General features: G+C 59.5%; 24 protein-coding genes and 3 pseudogenes. 2 read left to right on the top strand and 25 right to left on the bottom strand.

Going from position 1 to position 25,516, the window contains the following annotated elements; all coding sequences use genetic code 11:
* Window positions 1–101 precede the first annotated feature (101 nt).
* The 7 genes and pseudogenes from ACZ9BX_RS23160 to ACZ9BX_RS23190 all read right to left on the bottom strand — a co-directional run.
* Window positions 102–515: pseudogene (locus ACZ9BX_RS23160) on the bottom strand (hypothetical protein); the annotation flags it as partial.
* A 75-nt stretch (window positions 516–590) separates the two neighbouring features.
* Window positions 591–1,265 (bottom strand): 4-carboxy-4-hydroxy-2-oxoadipate aldolase/oxaloacetate decarboxylase, encoded by a 675-nt coding sequence (locus ACZ9BX_RS23165; RefSeq protein WP_476220369.1) that lies wholly within the window; start codon window positions 1,263–1,265, stop codon window positions 591–593.
* A gap of 91 nt (window positions 1,266–1,356) precedes the next feature.
* Complete coding sequence (locus tag ACZ9BX_RS23170) at window positions 1,357–2,193, bottom strand: ABC transporter substrate-binding protein (RefSeq protein ID WP_132566919.1); 837 nt, start codon at window positions 2,191–2,193, stop codon at window positions 1,357–1,359.
* Window positions 2,194–2,224: 31 nt separating this feature from the next.
* A complete protein-coding gene (locus tag ACZ9BX_RS23175; protein WP_476220371.1) occupies window positions 2,225–2,989 on the bottom strand; it encodes an amino acid ABC transporter ATP-binding protein in 765 nt (254 codons plus the stop codon).
* Window positions 2,986–3,744: an amino acid ABC transporter permease gene (locus tag ACZ9BX_RS23180; protein WP_476220373.1), complete on the bottom strand. Its 759-nt coding sequence runs from the start codon at window positions 3,742–3,744 to the stop codon at window positions 2,986–2,988. The genes ACZ9BX_RS23175 and ACZ9BX_RS23180 overlap by 4 nt, the downstream gene beginning before the upstream one ends.
* Window positions 3,741–4,448 carry an amino acid ABC transporter permease gene (locus tag ACZ9BX_RS23185; protein ID WP_476220374.1) on the bottom strand — a complete coding sequence of 236 codons (708 nt, stop codon included), beginning with the start codon at window positions 4,446–4,448 and terminating at the stop codon, window positions 3,741–3,743. The genes ACZ9BX_RS23180 and ACZ9BX_RS23185 overlap by 4 nt, the downstream gene beginning before the upstream one ends.
* The gene (locus ACZ9BX_RS23190) at window positions 4,445–5,224 is read right to left on the bottom strand and encodes an SDR family oxidoreductase (protein WP_476220375.1); all 780 of its coding nucleotides are present in this window, start codon (window positions 5,222–5,224) and stop codon (window positions 4,445–4,447) included. The genes ACZ9BX_RS23185 and ACZ9BX_RS23190 overlap by 4 nt, the downstream gene beginning before the upstream one ends.
* Window positions 5,225–5,418: 194 nt before the next feature.
* Here ACZ9BX_RS23190 and nac point away from each other — a divergent pair, with 194 nt between their 5' ends.
* Window positions 5,419–6,378 (top strand): nitrogen assimilation transcriptional regulator NAC, encoded by a 960-nt coding sequence (gene nac, locus ACZ9BX_RS23195; RefSeq protein WP_476220377.1) that lies wholly within the window; start codon window positions 5,419–5,421, stop codon window positions 6,376–6,378.
* A 13-nt stretch (window positions 6,379–6,391) separates the two neighbouring features.
* Here the strand turns inward: nac and ACZ9BX_RS23200 are convergent, their stop codons facing one another.
* From ACZ9BX_RS23200 to ACZ9BX_RS23265, 14 genes and pseudogenes are all read right to left on the bottom strand, one after another.
* Window positions 6,392–7,594 carry a pyridoxal phosphate-dependent aminotransferase gene (locus ACZ9BX_RS23200; protein WP_476220378.1) on the bottom strand — a complete coding sequence of 401 codons (1,203 nt, stop codon included), beginning with the start codon at window positions 7,592–7,594 and terminating at the stop codon, window positions 6,392–6,394.
* A 61-nt stretch (window positions 7,595–7,655) separates the two neighbouring features.
* Entirely contained in the window at window positions 7,656–8,423 is a 768-nt protein-coding gene (locus ACZ9BX_RS23205) for a 5-oxoprolinase subunit PxpA (protein WP_476220380.1), read from the bottom strand.
* Between the two features lie 84 nt (window positions 8,424–8,507).
* On the bottom strand, window positions 8,508–9,503 hold the full coding sequence (locus ACZ9BX_RS23210) for a 5-oxoprolinase subunit C family protein (protein ID WP_476220382.1): 996 nt from the start codon (window positions 9,501–9,503) through the stop codon (window positions 8,508–8,510).
* Complete coding sequence (gene pxpB, locus ACZ9BX_RS23215) at window positions 9,500–10,207, bottom strand: 5-oxoprolinase subunit PxpB (protein WP_476220383.1); 708 nt, start codon at window positions 10,205–10,207, stop codon at window positions 9,500–9,502. The genes ACZ9BX_RS23210 and pxpB overlap by 4 nt, the downstream gene beginning before the upstream one ends.
* A complete protein-coding gene (locus ACZ9BX_RS23220) occupies window positions 10,204–10,629 on the bottom strand; it encodes an acetyl-CoA carboxylase biotin carboxyl carrier protein (RefSeq protein WP_476220385.1) in 426 nt (141 codons plus the stop codon). The genes pxpB and ACZ9BX_RS23220 overlap by 4 nt, the downstream gene beginning before the upstream one ends.
* A pseudogene (locus ACZ9BX_RS23225) lies at window positions 10,626–12,012 on the bottom strand (acetyl-CoA carboxylase biotin carboxylase subunit). The gene ACZ9BX_RS23220 and the pseudogene ACZ9BX_RS23225 overlap by 4 nt, the downstream one beginning before the upstream one ends.
* Window positions 12,012–12,455 carry an acetyl-CoA carboxylase biotin carboxyl carrier protein gene (locus tag ACZ9BX_RS23230; protein ID WP_476223011.1) on the bottom strand — a complete coding sequence of 148 codons (444 nt, stop codon included), beginning with the start codon at window positions 12,453–12,455 and terminating at the stop codon, window positions 12,012–12,014. The pseudogene ACZ9BX_RS23225 and the gene ACZ9BX_RS23230 overlap by 1 nt, the downstream one beginning before the upstream one ends.
* 188 nt (window positions 12,456–12,643) lie before the next feature.
* Window positions 12,644–13,858, bottom strand: a complete 1,215-nt coding sequence (locus ACZ9BX_RS23235) for a multidrug effflux MFS transporter (RefSeq protein ID WP_476220386.1) — start codon at window positions 13,856–13,858, stop codon at window positions 12,644–12,646.
* A gap of 322 nt (window positions 13,859–14,180) precedes the next feature.
* Window positions 14,181–14,777 carry a TetR/AcrR family transcriptional regulator gene (locus tag ACZ9BX_RS23240; protein ID WP_476220387.1) on the bottom strand — a complete coding sequence of 199 codons (597 nt, stop codon included), beginning with the start codon at window positions 14,775–14,777 and terminating at the stop codon, window positions 14,181–14,183.
* 355 nt (window positions 14,778–15,132) lie between these two features.
* Entirely contained in the window at window positions 15,133–15,795 is a 663-nt protein-coding gene (locus tag ACZ9BX_RS23245) for a hypothetical protein (RefSeq protein WP_476220388.1), read from the bottom strand.
* A gap of 224 nt (window positions 15,796–16,019) precedes the next feature.
* Complete coding sequence (locus ACZ9BX_RS23250) at window positions 16,020–16,367, bottom strand: YciI family protein (RefSeq protein WP_476220389.1); 348 nt, start codon at window positions 16,365–16,367, stop codon at window positions 16,020–16,022.
* A gap of 182 nt (window positions 16,368–16,549) precedes the next feature.
* Window positions 16,550–17,134, bottom strand: coding sequence for a glutathione S-transferase N-terminal domain-containing protein (locus ACZ9BX_RS23255; protein WP_476220390.1), 585 nt, complete (start codon window positions 17,132–17,134; stop codon window positions 16,550–16,552).
* Window positions 17,131–17,592 (bottom strand): SRPBCC family protein, encoded by a 462-nt coding sequence (locus ACZ9BX_RS23260; protein WP_476220391.1) that lies wholly within the window; start codon window positions 17,590–17,592, stop codon window positions 17,131–17,133. Before ACZ9BX_RS23260 ends, ACZ9BX_RS23255 begins: the two co-directional genes overlap by 4 nt.
* Entirely contained in the window at window positions 17,589–17,927 is a 339-nt protein-coding gene (locus ACZ9BX_RS23265) for an ArsR/SmtB family transcription factor (protein ID WP_476220392.1), read from the bottom strand. The genes ACZ9BX_RS23260 and ACZ9BX_RS23265 overlap by 4 nt, the downstream gene beginning before the upstream one ends.
* Window positions 17,928–18,842: 915 nt before the next feature.
* On the opposite strand from ACZ9BX_RS23265, the gene ACZ9BX_RS23270 reads away from it, so the two are divergent.
* Window positions 18,843–19,991: an ABC transporter substrate-binding protein gene (locus ACZ9BX_RS23270; protein WP_476220393.1), complete on the top strand. Its 1,149-nt coding sequence runs from the start codon at window positions 18,843–18,845 to the stop codon at window positions 19,989–19,991.
* Window positions 19,992–20,247: 256 nt separating this feature from the next.
* Here the strand turns inward: ACZ9BX_RS23270 and ACZ9BX_RS23275 are convergent.
* From ACZ9BX_RS23275 to ACZ9BX_RS23290, 4 genes and pseudogenes are all read right to left on the bottom strand, one after another.
* Window positions 20,248–22,390, bottom strand: a pseudogene (locus ACZ9BX_RS23275) (TonB-dependent receptor).
* A gap of 544 nt (window positions 22,391–22,934) precedes the next feature.
* The gene (locus ACZ9BX_RS23280) at window positions 22,935–23,687 is read right to left on the bottom strand and encodes an SDR family oxidoreductase (RefSeq protein WP_476220394.1); all 753 of its coding nucleotides are present in this window, start codon (window positions 23,685–23,687) and stop codon (window positions 22,935–22,937) included.
* A gap of 153 nt (window positions 23,688–23,840) precedes the next feature.
* A complete protein-coding gene (locus tag ACZ9BX_RS23285; RefSeq protein WP_476220395.1) occupies window positions 23,841–24,245 on the bottom strand; it encodes a cupin domain-containing protein in 405 nt (134 codons plus the stop codon).
* 107 nt (window positions 24,246–24,352) lie between these two features.
* Window positions 24,353–25,108 (bottom strand): SDR family oxidoreductase, encoded by a 756-nt coding sequence (locus tag ACZ9BX_RS23290; protein ID WP_476220396.1) that lies wholly within the window; start codon window positions 25,106–25,108, stop codon window positions 24,353–24,355.
* Window positions 25,109–25,516: the final 408 nt, after the last annotated feature.

A 25,516-nucleotide genomic window follows, 5' to 3' on the forward strand; every position in this document is an offset into this window, starting at 1 on the left:
TCTTCGTCTTCGTTTCCGACAAGCTGAGAACGGCCTCCGGTGCTTCCGGCGCCGAGCCGAAGGCAACACAGTAGCCCGCGATTGAAGGCGATCTTTTCTGAGCGCAGTTCGTCGAACGCTCGATAAGGCACTGTCCAAAGTCGACGATCCGCGTCCCAGCGCGCAAAGGGGATCTCTCGAATTTCGTTCACGACAGTGCGCGAGTATGGCGTCCTGACCTGAAAGGCCGAAGGCGCTGCTTCGAGATAGCGGCTTTCGATCGGGTCGAATGCGAAAGCATCCCTGCCCTTTTCATCGGCAAAAGCGTCGGCCTCTGCTTCCATCTCAGCCAGCCAACGACCGATGCGCCTTTCGGCGGTGCGGCCGGGCACGAACCAAGCCTTCAGACTGTCGCTCCGGCGCGCGCGTGGGAAAGACTCGCGAAAACGCTGCACCGTGACGCGATCGTGAGGCAGGTCGGCCGTGGCGCCGACACGCGGTTTTGAGGGGGCGGTATCGTTCGGTTCCATTTCCATGCTCCCATAACGCAGCAATGCCAGCCTATGTTCTTCGGCTCGTGGCGCTCAACCAATCAAGCTTACGGCGTCACGTCAAATGTCGACGACAAGGCCCTTCGCTTTCAGCACCGGTTCCAGATTGCTGACCTCGATGACCGACGTCCCCTGCTTATATGCCGCGATATAGCCGGCCTCAGCATCTTCGCGAGCCTGCGAGAGCCTGGCGACTTCCTGCGCTTCCTGCCTGCGGATGACCACCAGGCCGTCGGCATCTCCTGCGACGATGTCGCCGGGATTGATGATCTCGCCGCCGACGATGATCGGGTCGTTCACCGCCGCAATGGTTTCCTTCACCGTCCCCTTGATGGAGACGCTAAGCGAGAAGACCGGGAAGCCAAGCTCCCTCAGCTGAAGCGTGTCGCGCACGCCCGTGTCGGTCACGAGGCCGCCGATGCCCTTTGCAAGGCAGGCATTGGCGAGGACATCGCCGAAGGATCCGGCCTCTTCGTACTCGCCGGCCGATACCACGATGATATCGCCCGGCCTTGCGTAGTTGATGGCGAGCTGCAGCATGATGTTGTCACGCGGCGCGCATTTCACCGTAAAGGCCGGACCGCACAGTTTCATGCGGTAGTCCACGGGCTTGAGGCGGGAGGAAAGGGCTCCGCGCCGCCCTTGGGCTTCGTGGATCGTCGCGGGCGAAAATTTGGAAACGGCGTCGATATCGGCTTTGCTCGGCCGTTCAGCGATATCTTTTATATGAATCATGGATGCCTCCCATCGTCGGCCGACAGCGGGCATGCCCCGCCGTCTGAATTCGTTTGGACATTGTCATCGGATGGCACCGAGGCCGGGCGGCCTACGGGATCGGGTCGAATTTCAGCTCCGAGAGGGTTGCGACCTTATCGGTGCGCGTCATTTTGTATTCGGTATCCGGGCCGAGCCACTTGTCCCAGATCTTGTTGATGTCGCCCGATGCGTCGAGCTTGCGAAGGATCTCGTTGATCTTGGCGGTCAGCGCCGGCTGATCCTTGGCCATGCCGATGCCAATCGGCTGGAACAGCATCGGCTCCTCGATCATCCGCATTTCCTTGCCCTTGCTCTTCGATTCATTGACGAACTTGGTCGTCGTCATGGTGTTGGCCACCATGCCGCGCGCCTTGCCCTGCTGGACGGCGAGATAGGCCGAGGCAGTATCCTGGAACGTCAGCGGGTCGGATTTGTTGAGCTTGATCGACATCTCGGAGGTCGAACCCTTGGTCGAAGCGATGCGCTGGCCGGCGTAATCGGCCTTCTTCTTGCCGGGATCGTCCGCCGGTACGATCAGCATTTCCTTGGCGAGATAATAGGGATCGCTGAACTGGATCTGCTCGGCGCGGCTCAGAGTATAGGCAAGGTTGGCAACGGTGATGTCGACGCGGCCGAGCCTGACCTCGGGCACGCGCGCCTCGACCGAAACCGGCTTGATTTCAGCCCTTACGCCCAATTCCTTGGCGATGACGCCGCAGAGATCGACGTCGAAACCGGCCATTTCGCGGGTCTTCGGATCGGGTGAAGCGAAGGGAGGAACGTCGGCAAAGGTCGCGCAACGCAGGGTTTTCGCCGACATGATGTTGTCGAGCTGATCTGCTTGTGCGGGCAAAGCGGCCGCCATGCCGGCAAATGCGATGGTGAGGGTTAGGCATTTCCAGTTCATTGCTGTTCTCCTTTGTTATTGGTGGTTGGTATCAATGCCGCAAATCAGCGAGGAAACGCTGCGCACGGGGATGGCTGGGATTGTTGAAGAACTCCTCGGGGGTCGCCATTTCGAGGATCTGGCCCGCATCGATGAACCAGACCCGATCCGCGACGTCGCGCGCGAAACCCATTTCATGGGTGACGCAGAGCATGGTCATGCCTTCGGACGCCAGGTTCTTCATGACGGCCAGCACCTCGCCTACCATTTCAGGATCGAGCGCGCTTGTCGGCTCGTCGAACAGCATCACCGGCGGTTCCATGGCAAGGGCGCGGGCGATTGCCACCCGCTGCTGCTGGCCGCCTGACAGTTGACCCGGATAGGCCCGGGCCTTGTCGGCGAGGCCGACCCGTTCGAGAAGTTTGAGCGCCTTGTCCTGGGCGACGTCAGGCGCCACGCCTTTCACCCGGATCGGCGACATCGAGACGTTTTCGACGACCGAAAGGTGCGGAAACAGGTTGAAGTTCTGAAATACGAAGCCGATCCGGCTGCGCAGCGCGTTGAGTTCCTTTGCCCGCATGGCGGCGTGAATGTTTTGCCCGTCGAGCGTAATCGATCCGCTGTTGATTTCCTCGAGGCGATTGATCGTGCGGATCAGCGTGGATTTTCCCGAACCGGACGGCCCGCAGATGACCACGACCTCGCCGCGCGACACTTGCGCATCGATATCCTTCAGGACCGGATAGTCGCCATAGCTCTTGCAGACCTGCGAAAGCCGGATCGTCTGCAATTCCTGCGCTGAAACTGACATGGTCATGGCTGCTCCGATATGATTTTCGATGGCGCGACCAAGGCGGCGGCAGGAAGGCCGGAAAGTCCCGCACGCCGCCGCGTGATGCGCCGCTCGAGGCGATTTGCGAAGTGGGTGAGCGTCCAGCAGATGGCGAAGTATACGATCGCGAGGATGAGGAAGACCTGGAAAGGCTGCGTCAGGAGCTGGTTGTTGACCTGGCTTGCCGCAAAGGTCAGGTCCGGCACGTTGATCACGTAGCCGAGCGTCGTGTCCTTGATCGTCGAGACGAAGGTGGAGATGATGCTGGGGATCATGTTGTAGAGCGCCTGCGGTAGGATGATGAAGCGCATAGCACCGATATAATTGTGGCCAAGCGCACGCGCCGCGTCCATCTGGCCCGATCCGAGCGCGACAATGCCAGCACGGACGACTTCGCTGAGGAACGCGCTCTGATAGACCACGAGTGTCGTCAGCATCGTGACGAAGCTCGGCACATCCGCGCCGCTCAGCAGCGGAACGAGGAAGTAGCTCCACAGGATGAGCATCAGCAGCGGCACGCCTCTGGTGAAATAAACAAGCGCAGTCACCGGCCAGCGCAGCAGCGGCGACTTGGAGAGCCGCGCCAATGCGAACATGATGCTGGCCGGAAAGGCGAGAGCGATGCTGAGCGCCGAAAGGATCAGCGTATTGGCGAGCCCGCCAAGCGGTCCGTTGGGATATTGGCCGATCAGCAGCAGCAGCCAGTAGTCTCGGATGATGGCGATCATGTCGTGGATCATGCGCGCGCGCTCCTGGCAGGATCTGCGCGCATCGATAGATAGGCGCCGATGCTCATGATCACGAGCGAGAAGAAAAGGTAGAGAACTGTGCCGATCAGGTAGATCTCGAATGTCCGGAAACTGAGGTTCTCGATTTCCTTGACGGCATGCGTCAGCTCCGACGCTCCGATGACGACGGCGAGACTGCTATTCTTGAACAGGGAAACGCTGTGATTGATGAGCGGCGGCAGCGCGTTGCGCACGCCCTGCGGCATGATGACGAAGCGCATCGCGGAAACATACCCATGGCCAAGCGCGCGAGCTGCCTGCATTTGGCCGGGACTGACCGAGCGCACGCCCGAACGAAGATCTTCGCTGAAATAGGCCGCCTGGCAGAGCCCGAGCCCGATCACCGCGAAGATGGCCTCCGCATTATGGATTGCCAGCCATGTCGCTACCCCGCTCGGCATCAGGGTGAAAATCCCGAAGTACCACAGCATCAACTGAACCAGGGTGGGAACGTTCCGGTGGTAGGATACGTAAGCCGCTACTAACGGATCGCCAAAGCGAAAGGGTGACAAACGCAAACCCAGCAGCAGAAGCGCAAGCGCCATCGCCAGCGACCAGGAGCCGGCATAGATGATGAAAGTCATCTCGATGCCATGCAGCAGCATGGCGGCATACTCAGGATTTCCCAGGATTGCCGAAAGGTCGAAACCGCTCACGGGTTCGGCTCCCCGGATTGATCTGTCTTCGCCGAAGGCTGAGGCTTCGCCGTCTGCAGGCCGCCCATGACCTGTAGCGTGGGCGTGATCTCCATGTGTCCGATGTTGACGGCCACGGGGGCTGCTATGGCGAAGGCGATCGCATCGGCGATATCGGCTGCCTGCGGCAATTCGAAGCCGTCGATGAACCGTTCTCGGACGCTTGGGTCATCGCCGTGGACGTGATTGAAGATATCCGTGGCGACCCGACCGGGGCAGATTTCCGTAACCCGTACCCGCCTGCCGAAAGCGTCGATACGCAGCTGGTTGGACAGCATGCTCACCCCTGCTTTGGTGGCGTGATAGGATGAGTTGCCGCCAAAATTGTAGGCGCCGGCGATCGACGAGATGTTGATGACGTGCCCGCGGTCTCGCGCCACCATGCCGGGCACGACCATGCGGCAGATGTGCAGGACCGCACGGAGATTGATATCGACAATGAGATCGATATCGCCCTCGTCGGCTTCCAGGAACTTCTTCGGCCGGTCGACACCGGCGTTGTTGACGAGAATATCGAACTCCACCCGACGCGTGAGCTCGGCCATGGCCTGACGGTCGGTCACATCAATGACGTGGGCGATGCAGCCCGTCCGTGCGGCGAGCTGCTGCAGCGCGTCGGCGCTGCGGGCAACGGCATGGACCTCGATGTTCTCCCGGCGGAGCCGCTCTACCACGGCTGCGCCGATGCCGGAGGATGCGCCGGTCACCAGTGCGGTCTTGTAGTCGGAAAATGGCATTGTCGTTCCCTTGTTATTGATCCGGACAGTAGCGAAGCTTAAACCCCTTGCCTAAGACCGATTATCTCTGGAGCAATAAGCAACGGTTATGGAGCCGAGACCGGCTGCTGAAGAATAGTGGCGGCATCGTCTCGCGGCGTCCGTGCCTCAGGCAGTCCCCCGGAGGCTGGTGACTGCGTCGCGTTGCAAAAGCAATGCGCGTCTGCAAACATGCCAGCCGCGCAGATCAGAACGGTACCCCGATCCTCATGGATATCAGACGCCTCAAATCTTTCATCGTGATCGTCGACAGCGGCAGCATCACGCGAGCGGCGGACCTTTTGCATATCGCCCAGCCGGCCCTCAGTCAGCAACTTGCAGCACTGGAGGAGCATTTCGGCCACAAGCTGCTGATCCGCAGCCAGCAAGGCGTCAGCATGACCGATGCGGGACAAGCAGTTTATCGCCATGCGCAGATTATCCTTCGGCAGATGGAGCAGGCGCAGGCGGATGCATCGGCAGCCGGCAATTCGCTTGCCGGGCGCGTGTCCGTTGGGCTCGTGCCCTTCAGCAGTGCCGCCACGCTGTCGGTCGACCTCCTGGCGGAGACCCGGAAACGACATCCCGGTATCCTGCTGCACCTGACCGAAAGCGTCGGCCAGACCTATAGCCAGATGATCATGAATGGCCGGCTGGAGATGGCGCTTCTCCATGGAACCGGACCAATCAAGGGCGTCCGGTTCGAACCGATCCTGAGCGAAGAGTTTTTCCTTGTCGCGCATCGGGATTTTGCGATCGAAGCGGATGTGAAACCCGTTCCGGTCAATGCTCTCGACGGAATACCGCTGCTCTTGCCGCCAGCCTATAATTTCGTCCGTCGCGCGGTCGATACCGCCTTCACGCGCACGCGCACCAACCTGAAAGTCGTGGCGGAAGTCGAAATCGTCCGCACGCTCGCCCGCGCGGTGGAAAGCGGTCTCGGCGCGACGATCATGCCGAAAGCCATCGCCGATCGCATCGTATTGGAATCGAGCGAGCCGCTGATCCGCCGGCTCGTCTCGCCGCGGATCGAAGAGACCCTGTCGCTTTGCGTTTCCGACCAGAACCCCTTGTCGGAACCTGCCCTTGCCGTCCGGGACATCCTTCTCGAGCTGACAGCGCGGCTGAAAAGCTGAAACGCGTTGCCGATCAGCGCATATCCCTGCAGAACTGGGCTATTCGCGCGCATCCTTCGCCGAGCTGCTCCATGCTCGTAGCGTAGGAAATGCGAAAGAAGGGGCTCATTCCGTAGGCTGCTCCCTGCACGGTCGCGACATGATGCTCCTCCACGAGCCCCATGACGAAATCGACATCGGTTTCGATCTTTCGCCCGCCCTTGCTGGTCTTGCCGATCAAACCGGAAATGTTGGGATAGATGTAAAAGGCGCCTTCGGGCCTATGGCAGCGCAGACCGTCCACTTCCGATAATTTGTCGAGGACGAAGTCGCGTCTTTCCTTGTAGATCGCGGCGCGCTCCTTCAAGAGATCCTGAGGCCCATCTAGGGCAGCGAGCGCCGCAGCCTGCGTCAGCGTCGCGATGCCGCCGCCATTCTGTCCGTTGACGTTGCTGACGGCGGAGATCAGGTCTTTCGGCCCGGCGCAAAAGCCGAGCCGCCAGCCTGTCATCGCGTAAGCCTTGGAGACGCCATTCATCGTCAGGACGCGTTCATAGAGCCTGGGCTCGACTTCCGCGATCGTGCAGAACTGGAAGTCGTCATAGACCAGGTGTTCGTAGATATCGTCGGTCATGATCCAGACATGCGGATGACGCAGCATGACCTTGGCGATCGCAGCCATTTCCGCCCGGGGGCAGGCGGCCCCAGTGGGATTGTTCGGGAAATTCAGGAAGAGCCATTTGGTGCGCGGCGTGATCGTCGCCTCCAGATCCTCCGGACGCAACTTGAAGCCGGTCTCCTCGTGGCAGGGAACGGCGACCGGGACGCCGCCGGCGAATTTGACGATATCCGCATAACTGACCCAGGAGGGCGCGGGAATGACGACCTCGTCGCCTGGATTGCAGGTTGCCAGCATGGCATTGAAGATCACCTGCTTGCCACCGCCCGACACGACGATCTGGCTGGCATCGTAGTCGAGATTGTTGTCCCGTTTGAACTTCCTGATGATGGCGGACTTGAGCGCCGGCGTACCGTCCATCGGAGGATATTTCGTATCGCCCGCAAGAGCTGCCGCATGAGCCGCCTCGATCGCGTGCGCCGGGGTGGGGAAATCCGGCTCGCCGGACGAGAGGCTGACGACTTTGATCCCATTGGCGGCCAGTTCCCTGGCGCGCTGGGTCATGGCGGCGGATGCAGATATGGAGACGTTTTTCAGGCGGTCGGCTATGGCGGACATCAAGATGGTCCTTCGATGAGAGATTGGAACGAAAAACCGCCCGCAGGCGATCAGGATTGCGTCAGTCGGCGAGTTCGGCGGCAGGAGCGAGCATGCCGCCCGTGGCTTCGATCTCGCCGCGCACGATGCCGGCAAGCTCCAAGGCGCCGGGTGTGTCGCTGTGGACGAGAATGGAGCGGGCCGCCATCGCGATCACGGCTCCATCGATCGTCTCGACGGTTCCTTCGAGGAGGAATCGTCGTACGCGCGCGCGCACCGAGGCTTCGTCCTTGATGACGGCGCCAGTGAGCCCGCGCGCGACAAGCCTGCCGCCGGCGTCATAGGCCCGGTCCGCAAGGAAAAGCGCCAGCGTCTTCAAGTGCGCGCGTCTGGCCGCCTGTTGGATTTCGCTGTCGGGTGTTGCGAAGACGACGAGGCTGGCGTCCACGGTGGCGATCGCATCCATCATTAGGTCGGCGAGGACAGGATCGCGGTTGACCATATTGCCCATGGCCGCATGGAAGCTGATATGGGACACGGCGACACGCTCGCTTCTGGCGATCGCCATCAGGGCACCGAGCTGATAAAGCATCTGCTGGCGAAGCTCGTCCGCCTGAGACGGTATTTCGCGCCGGCCGAACCCCAGCCGGTCGGGCAAGCCCGGATGCGCGCCGATGCCGACGCGGTTCAGTTTCGCAAGCCGGACCATGCGCCCCATCGTATCGGGGTCGCCGCCGTGGAAACCACAGGCGATGTTGGCCGACGAGACGAGTTTCATCATCGCTTCGTCATCACACAGCCGGTAGGGACCAAATCCTTCGCCCATGTCGGAGTTCAGATCTATCTTCATCAGTTCTTCCTTTGACGGCCGTTGTCTCTTTGTTTTCATGCATGTCGTCGTCCCAAGACCGCTTCACGTTTTCGGCGACACGCGTCACTTCATTGCCTTCAGGGCGCGCTTGACCATCCGGGATGTTTGCCTGACGTCGTCGACATAGCGGGCGACAGCCTGTTCCACCGCACGCGCCTCTGCATGCGTCGACCGAACGAAGCTCAGACGGGCGCCTATGCGGACTTGCGCGAGCCGCCACAGGTCGCATTCGATCACGCCGGCGATCTTCGGATATCCGCCGGCGGTGTTCGCATCGCTCATCTGGACGATCGGTTCGCCGCCAGGCGGAACCTGGATCACGCCGGGCACGACGCCATGGGAGCGCATCTCGATAGACGCCGTCGGCTTGATTGGTTCGCCTGACAACCGGTAGCCCGTCCGGTCGCTTCGGGAGGAAATCCTCCAGGTCTGGCTCCAGAAAGCTTCGCCATCGCCTGCGAAAAGATTGTGCTCGCCGGCCGGCAGGGCACGGATCGGCAATGCGCCGTCGACGGGCACCGGGAAGACATTGCGCAGCGCCACGGCCGGTTCGACGACGGCCAGACCGGGGGCCAGCAGCATGACGATCTCTGCATCCTCGCCGACCGCGATCCGATCGCCCGTCGCCAGAGGCCGGCCGGCATTACCCCCGAAGCCGCCGCGCAGGGACGTGCTTCGCGAGCCCATGACAACGGGAATATCCAGCCCCCCTCCGACCGGAATATAAGAGCGTGCGAGCCGTGGGGGCTGCTTCAGTTCGAGAACCTGCCCAGGCTCCGCGACGTAGGCGCACCAGGAAAGCAGCTCCGTCCCGTCCAGGTGAGGATTGCCGTCGGCGCCGGTAACGGCAAAGACGATGCGCCGCTCGAAACGCAGGCTGAACGGGAAGGTCTGCACCTCTATCGCGGCCGCATTTTCGTCATTGCCGACGAGAATGTTGCCGATCCGGACCGCAAGCGGATCCATCGCGCCGCTGGCCGATACGCCAATATCGCGATAGCCGGGACGTCCAAGATCCTGCACCGTGTTGAATGGGCCGGTTTCGACGATCTCGATCATAGCTCGATCCTTGCTGGCAGGAACCGCACCGTATCTCCCGGCGCCATCATGGCGGGGCTCGGCGACGTGGGGTCGAACATCTCCAGTGCCGCGAAGCCTATGGAATTCCAGCCATTGGGGCCCGTAAGCATGGCGACGCCGGTTTGCATGCCGCCGATGGTCACGCAGCCCTTCGGCATCTTCAGCGAGGGCACGGTCTTTCGCGGCATGTAGATGCGCGGATCGAGACCGTGCAGATAACCGAAACCGGGAGCACTGCCCAAGGCGAAGACCCTGTAGGTCGCTTCATGATGGATGCGGACGACTTCGTGATCGCTGAGCCTGGAGCGATCGCAAAGGGCCGGAAGATCCGTCGCATATTCGCCGCCATAATGGACGGGGATCTCGATGGTCTTGCCCTTGAGATCGACGCTGCGCGCATTCTCCCATGCCTCCAGCAGCCGGGCGACTACCGCATCGGGATCTTCGGGCGTCTCCTTGAAGATCAGTAGCAGATTGGTCATTCCTGGGATGTTTTCCGCAAGGTCCGCCCAGCCCTTCACGGTCTGGGACAAGGCCCAGATCCGCCGCTGCGCGATGAGATCGAAGTCGCCGGGCGCCTCGAGCAGGAAGGATCTGGCACCGATCGAGGAAACCCGCGCCCGGCTTTTGGTGGCTGGAACGATCTCGCGTTGCGATGCGTCTCTGCTCGTCGTGGCGATCATGATGGGAGCTCGATTTCGACCAGAGGATCGCCGAAGCCGACCAGTGCGCCGGGCTCGGCGAGCAGCCTGGTCAAAACACCGGAACGGCCGGCGCGAAGGGGAAGAAGGATATGCCCTACCCCGACGAAGCCGACGATATCCGCATCTGATACGGAGCGCGGCAGATTTTGGGGCTTGGCGGAGGCGGCCGGGTGCTCGACGCAGAAGCGGCCCGCCATCGGTGCCTTCACGACGGCCGATGCGGAGCCGGGAGCGTGTGGTGTCGCTTCTGCCGAGCTGATCCGGGCGCCGCCATTTCCGGCGACAGCGATGCGTAGCTGTCCGCCCGGCCGGGAGATTTCCAGACCGTCCACGCCGGCGGCCGTCAACGCGTCGGTGAGGAATGCGATGGTCGCCGGATCGCTGAAATCGATCGAGCTCATGCCGCCCTCCGCAGCTTCAGCCATTGTTCGAGATAGTGGATATCCGTCTCGCCGCGCGCGAACGCGCCGTCCTCGAACAGAGCGCGCAGGAAGGGGATATTGGTGGAAATTCCCTCGACGTCCGTGCCGGCAAGCGCTTCGCGCATTCTTGCCATCGCTTCCGCCCGCGTCGGCGCATGGACGATCAGCTTGGCGATCAGCGAATCGTAGTAGGGCGAGACCTTGTAGCCGGCATGAATATGCGTATCGACGCGGATGCCCGGCCCCGCAGGCAAAGCCAGATGGATGACGATACCCGCCGATGGCAGGAAGGTTTCCGGATCCTCGGCGTTGATGCGGCATTCGAAGGAATGGCCCTCGCATGTCACATCGCCTTGGGTGAGGTCCAGAACATGACCCTGAGCCGCCTTTATCTGCGCCTGGACGATATCAAAACCGCTCGTCATCTCGGTGACGGGATGTTCGACCTGAAGTCGCGTGTTCATCTCGATGAAATAGAAAGCGCCGTCCTGATACAGGAATTCGAAAGTTCCGAGGCCCCGGTAGCCGATCTGAAGGCAGGCCTGCACGCAAGCCATGCCGACCCGGCTGGATGATGTCGGGCGCGATTCCCGCCGCCGGCGCCTCCTCCACCACTTTCTGATGGCGGCGCTGCATCGAGCAATCCCGGTGTCCCAGCCACACGGCATTGCCGTGATCGTCGCAAATAACCTGTATCTCGATGTGACGCGGATGCTGGAGGAATTTCTCCATGTAGAGCGAGGGTGAGCCGAAGGCCTTGCGGGCCTCTTCCCGCGTCAACGCAATTGCTTCATGTAATAGGTCGGCCGTTTGCACGACGCGCATGCCGCGTCCGCCCCCGCCGCCGGCTGCCTTGATGATGACTGGATATCCGATCTCGAGCGCTATGCGCTCGACCGAGACGGGGTCATCGGGCAACGCGGTATCCGGACCGGGAACGCAGGGTACGCCGGCCGCCATCATCGCCCGCTTTGCCGAGATCTTGTCGCCCATGATTGCAATCGATGAAGCGGTCGGACCAATGAAGACCAATCCGGCCTTTTCGACGACGTCGGCGAAGGCGGCGTTTTCCGATAGAAAACCGTAACCCGGATGGATGGCGCCGGCATCGGACAGGCGCGCAGCCAGAAGGATGGCATCCTGATTGAGATAACTCTTGGCAGCACTCGACGGGCCGATGCACAGAAAGCTGTCTGCGGTGCTGCCGTAAGGCGCGTTCCTATCCGCCTCGGAACAGATGGCGACCGTCTTGAGGCCGAGCTCGCGACAGGCGCGCTGAATCCGAGCTGCGATCTCGCCGCGGTTGGCGATCAGAACGGTGTCGAAGCGGCCGGCTGCGGACTGTTGAGGCGTCTCCGACATCAGGCAATCTCCGCGAGCAGGTCGCCGGTTTCGACCTCGCCGTCGTCGATTTCGGTGAGATGCGTAATGCGCCCTGACCGCGGCGCGGCGATCTTGTTGAAGACCTTCATTGCCTCGATGATGAAAAGGATCTGCCCCTCCTCCACCTCGTCACCGATCGCGACGAATGGCGGCTCCCCAAGCGCAGGGGTGCGGTGCAGAACGCCGAAGACGGGCGCCTTCACCGCGCAGGAAGTTTTCTCAGGTCTCGAAGGCGTATCGGAGCCGGCATCCTGGGCAAGGCTTATTGTCGATCCCGCCTTTTGCCGAGGCTCGGCAGCAGCCTCCTGACCCTGCGACGTGCGGAAAATCCGAACCGTCACATCCTTCTCCGTCACGGTCAGCTCGTTAATGTTCGATCGTCCGACAAAGTCGATCAGCGTCTTGATCTTCGAGAGGTCCATATGCGTGCTCGGAATTTCGGAATTCAACCGCGCATACCTGAAATTTCAAGTCACGCGGTGTTGTGATTTTCCGTAGCACGACGCGTCGGTTGATGGGGTCAGACGAACTTTTGATGGACCGTCTCACATCGTCACCCGTAGCCAGGGGACCAACGGGCGCAAGTCGGTACTGCCGGGGCGAGGTTTGCTTATCGAGCCGCTTCGACTGGCGAGGCGTCACCTCGTACCGCCAGTTCCACCAGAATTAGCGAGCTGACGCCGGCGATAGAAAAACCTACTGCCAAAATCATGGTCGTACCGTCATGGAAGCTACCTATTCCGATAGCGAATAGGGTGGCAATGAGGCTCGATCCCGACGCGATCAACGATGCGCCCAGGCCCGCAACCTGGCCGAGAGAGCACATTGCCATGGCATTGAGATTGCCGAATAGTATCCCTATGGCAAAGAAGGCCAAGAACCCCAACATCATCAGGGCGACAAGAGGCAGGCGACCGTCCCATAAAATCGACGCGAACAGCATTTGAAGGCCGACCGATGCCAATCCGATGAAGGCGGCACGCGCCATGGCTTCCATGCCGAACCGCTGCACGAATTTCGCATTGAGAAACGAGGCAAGTCCTATCCCTGTCGCCAGGACTGCGAAATAAAATGGGAACGTTTCTTTGATCCCATAGGTGTAAAAAAACAAGTCGGCCGCCGTGCTGAGATAGAGGAGCTGCGCCCCGAACACGATCCCGGTGGAGATGATCAGTAAGGTGACGCGGCGCTTCGACAGGATGCGTCGGCCATTCCTGAACAGAAGTTTCGGCCGGAAGGCAACGCGTCTTTCAGCTGGTAGGGTTTCCGGGTGTCGCATAGCCAGCCACAGGCCGAGCAGTACAGCGATCACGAGATAGATGCCGAAGACGCTGCGCCACCCGGCAAGGGAGATCACACCCTGTGCCAAGGCGGGGGCCAGCATCGGGACGACAATGAAGAGCGTGAACATGAAAGACATGACGCGCGCCATCGCGTCACCCTCGAATTGATCGCGGATCATGGCGCGCGTTGCGATCTTTGGGCCAGACACACCCACGCCCTGAAGGAATCGGCCAAAGATCACGATTTCGAGCGATCCGGCAAACATGGCAATGATGGTTCCAACGGCATAAACGCCGAGGCCGAGCACGAGCGCTTTCTTGCGCCCCATCGTATCCGATAATGGCCCTAAGAGCAGTTCCCCGAACGCCATGCCGAAAATGAAGAGCGATATAATGTGCTGCGTGGATAGCGGCGGTGCGACAGCGACCTCCTCTCCGATCTGGCGTAACCCTGGCAGGAGCGCGTCGATGCTGAGGGAAGTCAGCGAGGTCAGAAGGGCATAGAGGGCAATGCGTTCGCGAAAACTGATGGAGGATGTCATGAGCCGTGTACACTGAAAAGGAATGGCCTCGACCTCTACCAGTTTTCGCGCAAAGGTCTCGTAATTTTGTGTCTCGCAAGACTGATATCCAGGTAGACACTTGAGATATCCATTTTACCGTCGCGATTGGCGGTGGATAACGTGCGACCGTCATGTAGTAAAAATCGAGTCTAATCCGATCGCGAAACCCCTCAGCCTGTGTCAGGCACGCCAGCCTCGGCGCGCCACTATGGTGGCTGTCCTCGCGCTGGCGTCGACAGGTGATGACGGTCATCCTGATGGAAAGACAGACACGTCAGCATCAACGCTGCCAAACAGCGCGTTATGACAGGGCAGCCTGGATCGCCAGCATCGCGGTGGGGACCGTCGCCAATAACCGTTTCCGGGACACGCCATCTCGCGCCTGCACGGAGAGCCCATGCAGAACAGTGGCGTAATAGTCTCCGAGTGCCTGCGCATCAGTGTCCGGCTGCAACTCGCCTTCCGTCACGGCGCGCTCCAGACGCTCGACGAGAGATGCGGTGCGGCGGCGGCGATAGTGGGCCAGAAACTCTCGTACACCATCGTTTTCGCTAGCACAGTTGGTCGCTGCCGACACGACCATGCAGCCTTGCGGTCGGCCCTTACGGGTGTAGGTCTCGGCGGCTTCGCGCAGGCTTCGTTCGATTGCTCTTGCTGCCGTAGGCTCCCCCGCCAGCGCCCGCGAGGCAAATCCCCCTTCCTGCGCATCATAGAGTGCGACCGATTCGCGAAACAGCGTCTCCTTCGATCCGAAGGCCGCATAGATTCGCGCCGAGGCGATCCCCAGCATCTCAACCAGATCCGCCATCGACACGCCTTCATAGCCGCGCGACCAGAACGCATCGCGCGCCTTGGCCAGTGCCGTATCCCGGTCGAATTCTCGCGGCCGTCCCGCCATCGTTTCCTCAATTCTTGAATGGACCACAAATAATTCGCTTGACCAGGTGATGACGATAGCCTTGGGCACTTCTTGCAGCAGATGGCGATCCAGCTCCTTCGGTGACCGCCTCCCTCCTCGTCGAGGTATCGGACGGCCTGCTGGAAAGTGCCTATCTGGATGATTCCGAAAGCGTCCCCGCCCCTTGTCCGCGAGGCGGTGGCCGGACTGCTGGACCGCCGTTCAATCGCCGATCGCCAGGCGGCCTTGTCGGTAGCGGGTCAGCCCGTCTCCGGAGCCAGCGCGTAGCGGATCGCGGCCGCGACGTCGGGGCGGCTCGACAACCTCGCCAGAGCGGCGCGCATCGCAGAGCCGGTCAACCTTCCAGCATGTGATCCGCCAAGCTGTAGCAGTGGCTCGCATGGTAGGCGTTCCGACCTCGGTTCATATGCGTCAGATTGAAAGTCCGAATGGCGCGCAACACGCGGCGGGTCGCGAGGAATTTGCGGATCGAGGCGGAGCCCCGCACATTGATGCCGAAAATGTCCTCGCCGCGCGGGAAGAAATAGCCGACGTCTTCTGGCGTCGTGACGCAGTGTTCGAGAAAAGGTTCGTCCACGTGGTCCTGCACCGGTGAATGGTCCGTGGTGAAATCCGAAAGATGCACCAAGAATCTCGCACGGATGCCCTCGCCGTCCACATAGAGCGTGAAAAGCTCCATCCAGCTCGCATTAACGCGGACAAGCGGCTTGTCGGAGGTCGACGGCAGACAAGAAACCGACCAATAGTGACGCTCGGTCTTGCGCGGGAGGGGGATGCAGTTTTGGCCGTAGAGTCTGAGAATCTCCAGAACTTCTTGTACCTGCGGGCGGCGAAGCAGCTTTTGAAACCGCGCGACGTACTTGAACCGTTGTTCGAGGGACTCCGAGCGCTCTTCGGCGTCGCGCAAGTTCGTCTTGCCTTCTATCCAATGGCGCTGCTGCTCGAGATTCAGAAATTGGCGCAGGCCAGTGGTGCTGCGGCGAGGAGTCGTACTCATGTCAGGTGCATCCGCTCGTCCTCCCGCGAAGTGCCGCGCCCGACACGCTGCGACTTGTGACCCTTGCCATCAGAGCAATTTAGGCTGTGAATACGCACGGAAGTTCACCCCTTTCAGCGCAGAACATTGACCTGGTGGAGGCAGGATATCTCATTTGTTCGACTTGCAGAATTTGGCATGCTGTCGGGTTGGGGGTCAAACGCTATGCCGAAACACATTCGAAGCTAAAAACCGGCGGTCTCGCGCACCTCGATCGCCCCCATCCGAGCGAGCGAGTCCCGTTCCGCGATCTCCATCGCCTCGGCAAGATTCTTCGCTTCGAGGAGCAGGAAGCCTCCCAGATGCTCCTTAGTCTCTGCGAAGGGCCCGTCGGTCCAACTCGCCTTGCCGGCACGAACGCGCAATGTCTTTGCGGTCCTTGGATCGGCAAGGGCGTTGGAGGCGACATAGTGGCCCGATCGTTTGAGCTCGTCATTGGAAGCCAAGGACTCCCGGTCGATCTCGGCCCATTCCTCCTTGCTGGAGGCGTCAGCAAGGTTTTGATCAATATAAAAGAGACAAAGGTAGCGCATCCGGTTCCTCCATGGTGTCGTTCTATGTTAGTCGAAGTTGGAGCCCGCGATTCGACAAAGAGCGGAAGAAATTCTGCCAGTTCCGCTTAACGGAAGCTGTCGGCGATGATGGGCTTGCTCTGCTCGCGGGTCATGATCGTTGCGATCGTCACAACCCTTTTCGTTGGCCGTTTGATCGCTCGCTATGCCAGCCCTTCGGCGCATAGCGTCCGTTGCACCGCCGGGCGTGCCTCAACCCGCTCGGCATAGCCGACGAGACGATCCGGAATTTTCAGTCCGGAATCGCGCGCCCAGCGAACCATTACATAGAACAGCGCGTCGGCGGTACTGAAGGCGTCGCCGAACAGGTAGTCATCCTTCAGTCGCTGACTGATCAGGGCCAGCCGCCCGGCGATCGCCTCGCGTGCGGCCTGCTTTTCGGCGTCCGCCGGTGAGAACATCGAACGCATGAATGGCCGATGGATTTCCGTGGCGAGGAAGGCCAGCATTTCGACGTTGCGCGAACGACCAAGCGGGCCATCGGGCGCGAGGTGAGGCGCCTGGCCGGCCACCCAATCCATGATCGCGACGTTCTCAGTCAGCACCTCGCCGTCGTCGAAGACAAGCGCCGGCACATAGCCTTTCGGATTGACTGCGGTGAAATCTTCGCCGTGCTCGGTGCGCCGCGTGCTGAGATCGACCTTGACAGTCTCGACCTGAATGCCGGCCTCGGTCAGCGCGATATGGTCAGCCAGGCTGCAGGCGCCCGGTGTGAGATAGAGTTTCATTGCTCGAGATACCTTCCGAGTTGGTTGAGCGTCTCCTTCCAGCCTCCCAGATGGCCATCACGCGAGGCTTCGCTGAGGAAGAAGGCTTGGTGCAGCGTGAGCCGCGTCTTGCCGTCATCGGTATCGGCCAAAGTGATGGTTACAACCGTCTCGTGTTCCGAATTGCCCGCTTCGTTCTGCCAGGCATGGGTGAAGACAATCTTCTCGTCGGGCACGATTTCCGTGTAGGTTCCGCCGAGCCAGTTGTCCTCGCCCTGCGGCGAGCGCATGCAGGTGCGGAATGTGCCGCCCGGCCTGATATCGCCTTCGGAAAAGGGGATGGTGAAGCCGGTCGGGCAGCACCAGCGCTTGAGATGCTCGCCATCGGTCCACATTCTAAAGACCAGCGATCGTGGCGCGTCGAAGGTGCGGCGTATGGTGAGCTCGGGCCGGGCTTCGGTTTTCGGCAGTGCGTTCATTTTTCTTCTCCATGCTGAACTTCTTTCAGATACGCGCCGAGGCGGTCGAACCGCTCCTCCCAGAGACAGCGATAGGTTTCGAGCCAGCCCGCGACATCGCGCAGGGGCTCCGGTTTGAACCGGCGCGGACGGAACTGTGCGTTGCGACCTTGCTCCACCAGCCCTGCCCGCTCCAGCACCTTGAGGTGCTTGGAAACCGCCGGAAAGCTCATTTCGAATGGCTCCGCCAGTTCCGACGCCGTTGCCTCGCCGCGGGCGAGCCGGGCCAGGATCGCACGCCTGGTCGGGTCGGCGAGAGCCGACAACGTGAGGCTAAGCCGGTCCTGCGAGGTCATCGGAAAACCAATTAGTTAATTATCTCATTGGTTAAATACAGCGAGCGTCAGTTCGAGTCAAGCGCCTTGACGGCGCAGAGAGAGATTCCCCGACCCCCGGACCTATGATCCTTAGTCAATCTGACCGCGGCCGGAAATGCGTTGAGAAACGCCCGTTGACCCAGACGTATCACTTTAAGGAGCTCGACCGGAGCCCTCAGTCAGGCCGAACTACGCGGCGTGCTGCGGCAAGGGAGAGGGCGAGGCCCGGTAGCAATCATGGCTCACGCTTCTCGGTCCGGATTTCGTCCACCGCCCCAACATCTACTGCGTGCCGAGCCTACCAATTGACCTAGCCGGTGTTTGACGGTGACCAGCGGCGGGCCGCATAGAGCGTCCGGTCGGCGCTCCACCGGAGACATGGCGGATCCTGCCCGTTCAAACAGGGCAAAGCATAGCTCGGTATCGTCGTGGCGGCCATGGTAGGCAATGCCGTCCGCCGCCACGGGATGACCTGCTCGAGCTTTCGACCAGTTTTGCGGCACGTCACAGGCGCGAGCGCGGTTAGATTCTTTCCTTGTTCCAGGCAATCGCTCATCCGATCCGAAAATCGGAGCCTCGCACCATCTTCAGTTCGCTTTTTTTCTCAAGCATCACGAGCGCACCTGTCTCGTTTTGGGCGCAAGATTGCCGCTACGTTGAAAAACCATCAACGCCGTCGGTACTTCCCAACGCTCGAAGCAATCCATCATTGAAGGCACTATTGACGCCACAATCATGGCTGGCTATAGCGGCAATAATCTTGAGTTATCGACTCAAGATATATGAATGCGATGTAAAAGAGCGAGCGCTATCTTTTTTAGGAACTCTCGGCTTATGGCTCAAATCACGTCGATCATCGGGTTAAGGAGAATTTTCGTGAGGAGAAAACGTTCAATGTTGCGTGCGATGATCGCCGCTCTTGTCTTGATGGCGCAAGACCCAGCGATGACATTCGCCGAAGAACAGTCGACAGCGCAAACCCCGATCACCGTCACCGACATTGCCGGCCGCCAGATGACGGTGAATGCGCCAGTCAAGCGCATTCTCCTTGGAGAGGGGCGGCAACTTTATCTCATCGCCTCGCTCGAGACGGAAGACCCATTGGCCCGCATCGTTGCATGGCGCAATGATCTGATCGAGGCCGATCCAGCCACCTATGCCCAATATCTCCAGGCCTTTCCCAAACTGGCAACGCTTCCAGCCTTCGCGGGAAAGGAGAATGGGCTGATCGATATCGAATCGACGATCGTCCAGAAGCCCGATGTGGTCCTGCTTAATCTCGAGGCGATGAGTGCCAACGAGGACGTCAAACATATCGAGAAGCTGGCGGAGCTGAAGATTCCGGTCCTCTATATCGACTTTCGTCACTATCCTTTGAAGAACACCGAACCGACCATTCGCCTCCTTGGCAAGATCATGGGGCGTGAGAACCGCGCGGAAGAAATCATTGCTTTCCGCCATCAGGCCATGGCCCGCGTCACCGATGTGCTTGCCCGCGCCAAGCCGCAACGTCCGAGAGTATTCGTCGAACGGATCGGCGGCTATGCCGATGATTGCTGCCTGTCATTCGGTGCGGAAAACTTCGGCAAATATGTCGAACTTGCCGGCGGCCACAACATCGGCAGTGATTTGCTTCCCTCCACCTTCGGACAGATCAATCCCGAGCAGGTGATCGCCGCCGATCCCGAGCAGGTGGTGGTCACCAGCGCCGATTGGGAAGCCTATGTGCCAGGTGGCAAATGGATCCCGCTTGGCCCAGGCGCCGACCCCAAGGTGAACCGCAAGAAGCTCGAATGGTTCACCACTCGTAGTGCCTATACCGGCATCGCCGCGCAGAAGACGCAGAATTTCCACGGCATCTGGCACCAGTTCTACAACAGCCCCTATGAGTTCTTTGCTGTCCAGAAACTGGCGAAATGGTTCCATCCGGACTTGTTTGCCGACCTTGATCCGGACGCGACATTTGCGGAATATCACCGCCGCTTCCTGCCTACCCCGTATCGGCCGGGCTATGCCGTCAGCCTTTCTGACAGCGCGAATTAACAGGAATCCGCCGCGCAATTTGCTTGCAACGGGCGAGGCTCGGATAAAGGAGAGCCTCCTCTTCCCTCTCCTTTGTCCGCGACGCGAGCTGAAGCGAAGATTGCTTCTCTTAGCGACAATTCGCTGGTCGGCTAAAATCGCTCTTATCTATTGGGTCCGGTCAACCGAGCAAACAGAAGAAGTGCCGGCCTGTGGTCAGCGCATCCCTGCACATCACTGAGGCGGTTCGTCCGTCGATCCGGCACCCGCCCCGCGACTAGAAGTCAGTCGTCATCGAGACCTTCACAGTCAACGGTGCTCCCTGCGAAATCGTGCCGAAGCTCGCAACACCGGACCAGTAATCGAGGTCGAAGACGTTCTCGACTTCGGCGCGGAACGTGACGGGCTTTTGGTTGATTTCGGTGTGATATCTGGCGCCGAGGTCAAGGCGTGTCCATGAGGGAATTTTCTGCGTGTTCGCCGTGTTGACGAACTGCTCGTCCGTGTGGATGACATTGCCGGCGAGCGTCAGCCCGGGCATGAAGGGCGTATCCCACTCCGCTCCCAAGTTGACCTGCACCGACGGCACGCCAATCGGGGTATTCCCCTGGGTCGTTGGGCTGTTCGTTTTCGTCAACTCGCCATGGATGAAGGTCACGCCGCCAAGCACCCGGACATCAGGCGTCACTTCACCAAAAATATTGAGCTCCACACCGCGGTTGCGCTGCTCACCGCCCTCGACGAAGACGAGGTCACTGCCGCGCGTTTCAAGCTGACCGAAGGGTTTTTCGATCTGGAACGCGCTGACGGTGACTGCCACTCGTCCGAGGTCGACCTTGGTGCCTATCTCGTATTGTTTGGACCGATAGGGAGCGAGCGTCTCGCCGGCATTGACGGCTGTCGTGGGAGCGGTATCGCCGACGCTCAGGCCTTCGACATAGTTGGCGTAGAGGGCGACGTTCTCCCACGGCTTGACGACGATCCCGACCAGTGGGGTCAATGCGCTCTCGTCGGAAGAGGTGGTGACGTCGCCCGTGACCGGGCTGAAGTTTTCGGTATCGATATGCTGCCAGCGCCCACCCAGCGTCAGTTGCACACGCTCGTCAAGCATTGACATCGTGTCGGAGAGAGCAAAGCCGTAGAACGTGTTCTCCGACACCTTCGGCACGTGGCTCGGTTGCGGCACGTCCTGTTCGGGGCGAGGAAGCGGATCAAAGAGATTTGTGAGTTGAGCCGTACCCGAGTTCGAGCCTCGATTGAGGGTCTGCTGGAGACCGCTGACCTGGAACATGACGGCGTGTTCCACGGCCTCCGTGTCGAACTCAGCCCTTATGCCTGTCTCGGCCGTGAGCCGGTCGACATCGAAAATGAAATTCTGCGGCGTAATGCTGACGTCGCCGGCGGAATTGAGAATGGTTGGCGTGCCGAAGAGGCGCTCGACGCGCGAGTTGCCGCCGCCAACTGCACCAAACACCGTCACGGTGTCGCTAAGATCGTATTCGACTCGCCCCAGCCAGGACAGATCCTCGCTCTTCGACCACTCCCACGGTTCCTGAACGTTTGAGCGGCTATCTGGCGCGTCTGGAATTTCGATTCCAGCCATCGGAAAGAACGGACGCTGCGGAGCGTCGAAGTCTTCGCGCTGGCCGATGATGTCGAGTGTTGCCCTCAGATCTTCGCCCTCGTAGTCGAGCGCCAGAGCGCCGACCGCAATGTCGCGCGACTGATTGTCGATCGGCGTGTCCGCCACCATGAAAACTTCCGTTGAAGCGCGCGCCGAACTGGCGTTCCTCGCCGAAACGGCGGCTGAGATCCAGATGGATTCCGCCGTAGAGATCCGAAGCATAGTCGGTTGTCACCCGTGTCAAGTCGACGTCTGAAGCGCGCTTCGGCACGATATTGATGGTGCCGCCGACGCTGCTGTTCGGCGAGATGCCATAAAGAAGCGCCGTCGGCCCCTTGAGCACCTCCACACGCTCTGCATAGTCCGTGAACAGCCGGTAAGTCGGAGCGACACCAAATACGCCATCGAAGGCGATTTCACCGAAGTTCCCCTCGTTGAGCGGGAAGCCCCTGACGTAGAAGGAGTCGAGCATGCCGCCTGACGCATGGGTGCTTCTCACCGATGGATCATTGGCCACAACATCGGCCACCGTCTGGGCGCCTTGATTTTCGATCGTCTCTGCGGTGTAGCTAGTGATGTTGAACGGCGTGTCGACGAAGTCTCGGTTGCCGAGCAACCCAACGCGACCGCCACGCGCCACCTGTCCGCCCGGATATTCTTCCGGAGCCGTGCCGATCGTCGATGTCGAAGACCCCGCCTTGACTTCGATGCGCTCCAGCGCCGTAGCATCTTGCGCCAGTGCAGCGCGGCTTACCGTCGCCAGCAAAACAGCGAGCAGTCCAAGACGCAGTTCCATATACAGCCCCTCTCATGCGTGAACCAAATAAGCACTATGCTCGCCTGGTTTCAGGGGTGCTAGATAACATGACTATAATTGTCAACATATCCGAGGATCGGTGCAATATCGTTCCAAAGAAAGTTGCCGGTGATGCCGAGATGCACCCGTGGGGCCGCCGCAATAGGTCAGGAGTGCTCCAGGACTTCAGTGTTCTCGGCACCCTTCTCCGCCTTCACCAAGGTCGCGTCCCGGCCGGTGTTGGCCGCGTGCAATCGCATTGGTTCGGTATTCTCGGCCTGCGATTGCAGCCAGGTTTGAATGGCCGGTTGGCCGAGCAAATCAACCAGTGAACGCACACCATCTGGCGAAGGCGATTCCCCTAGAAAATAGCAAGAAATGCTTTGTCCATGGAATGTGAAGCGCGGTCTCAGACACATCGAGAATCTCGATTGCGCTAAATTCCTGTTTTCGTTCATCTTAGGGCATAATGTGCTGCGCGAACGCCTGCGATCCCCAAATAAACCATCTGGAAGTGGCTCTCGAGCAGCAACCGGGTCGCTGCCTAACCGGCCATTTTCAGAAACAGCCAGTCTAAATACCGTCGTGAAGACGTACGTGCGCCCTGGCCAGGCAGGAGAGTGTCGTCATTTAGTTCGACACCATAGTAAGACGCTTTGTCATCGCTAATGACCTGGCGTCGGTCTTCATTTGCTGCCAGGTGCATACGGGCAATCTCGTCAAGACCAAACCGCTCCGGTCCGGCAATCTCCACTGTGTCATTGCTTGCGGCACCTAGCGCCAATTCCGCCAATACATCGCTGACATCAGCCGCGGATATGGGCTGTATCGAGGCTGATGGAAGCCGGAATCCACCGCCATTTGCACCCATATCAATCACACCGCCTATGAACTCGAAAAACTGCGTAGAATGGAGAATAGTATAGGGTTTTCGCGACGCTCGGATAAGATTCTCCTGTACCATCTTTGCCCGGAAATAGTCACTCTCGACCAGGCGAGGCGTTCCCACCACGGAGAGCACCAAATAGTGTCCCACGCCTGCATCAACGGAAGCAGCAAGAAGATTCCTGGTGGAGGTTTTAAAAAAAGCCAAGGCAGAATTATCGCCAAATGACGCGGCATTGGTAACGTCGATGACAACGTCCGCTCCAGCCACAGCGGCTTCAAGGCCTTCGCCCGTGACACTATCAACTCCGAAAGACGGAGATGCAGGGATTACCTCGATACCCCTGCGTTGAAGATTCTGAACGAGTGGCGCTCCGATAAGTCCGCTCGCACCCATAACCGTTATTTTCATCAACTCGCTCCCCTTGATTATTTCGGTGCGTCGGTTTTAGCCCGGTCGCAGCGAGCAAAGGCTGCGACCATTCCTCCGGCGACCGAAAAAGCGGCGCCTCCTTCCAACCCATGAACAAAAACAAGGCCGCATGGTTTTGTGTCGCACGGAAGATCACTCGACCGGCATGACGACCGGAGCGCCCTTGGTCTTCAGCAATACAACGACAAATTTTGCCTGTTTCGACCTACTCGCATTGCGGCTGACCACGTGAATGTCTGTTGGACCTTCATAGTAAGTGTCTCCCGCCGACAAGGTGACTTCTTTTTCTCCCTTGACCTGCATCACGATAGAGCCTTCGAGAACGTAAACGAATGCATTTGCATCGTGTTTGTGAATAGGCGAAGAGCCGCCCGGCTCGTACTTAACTGATATCATCAGCCCCTCCTTGCCAGGATAATTTGGCAGGTCTTTTTGCATGAGCGGTGTCACGATTGCACCATCCTCAGCGGCAGCTGCGAAAGTGCCCAGAAGGCCAACAGTTGCTGACACAACCAGTGTTAACAAAACTGATCTCATTGTCGTAATCCTTTTGGTTTTGAATGCATCTGTGCGTGACGCAAAACGCGTTCGATCTCGAATGTGCCGAGGCCAATATTCACTTGGCCAGGGTTTCGCTGATGGGTTCACTTCGGTTGCCGGGATTGCCGGAACCATTCTTCGAAGCCGATCCTGCCGAGCCGTGCGCCTTCCCCAGGCACAAGAGACTGGTCATTCAGTTCGGTGCCGAAATAACGAGCATGAACATCTGCCTCGACAGTCCGGGGATCATTGTTTGCTTTGAGATACCGCGCAATGATCTCGTTCATGGGAGCGCGCTCGGGTCCAGCAATCTCGATTGTTCCGTTGAGCGGCTTGCCGAGAACGACGTCGGCCATGACGTCAGCTACGTCGTCCGATGCGATAGGCTGGAAAGATGCAGGAGAAAGGCGAGCAACGGTACCCACTGTTGCTGCATCGGCAATGCCCTTGAGGAATTCGAAGAACTGCGTGGAATGGACGATTGTGTAAGGGATCGGGGAGGCCTTGACGAGCTGCTCCTGAACAAGTTTGGCCCTCATATAGCCGCTTTCCGGAAGCCGCTCTGTTCCTACGATGGAAAGAGCAATGTGATGCTTCACGCCGGCCTTTGCCTCGGCAGCCAGCAGATTGTGGCCCGCCGTTTTGAAGAATTCGAGAACCGCCTCGTCTTCGAAAGAAGGCGAGTTGGCGAGATCAAGCACGACGTCGCAACTTGCTAGCGCTTCATCAAGACCTTCTCCGGTGATCGTATTGACCCCGGAATTTGGTGAGGCAGCCAGTACATCGTGTCCCTTGGCCCGCAACCGTGCAACAGTCTTTGACCCGATAAGGCCGGTCCCGCCAATCACAACAATTTTCATATCGAATGTCCCTCATAACGTGAAATGTCAGATCATTTCGATCGCTTCAGATTCAGATAATGACGGGAGCGGCACATTCATTCTATCGTGCATGGGGCGTAACGTTCTAATCGCCGGGTTTAGCCAAGCCATCCTCAAGTCTAGGAATACGCGACGCGACTGTGGCGACCGGACGCAAGGAGTCGTTTTCGCGACAAAAAAATGCCTTCACTGTAAAAAAACGAAGGCGTGGCAAATTTCAAATCCGTGGTGCAAGTGATTTGACGCATTCATCAACCTACGATCAAATCGCGGTATCACAGATGGCAACTGGCGAACTTTGCCATGAATGCACTAGCAGTTGGGATCTCGCAGCGCAGAAGCAAAAGGCGCAGATTGGAAGTCTGAACTTTCGCAATCGGCAGCTCA

It is taken from the genome of Rhizobium sp. USDA 3886 (assembly GCF_056279785.1).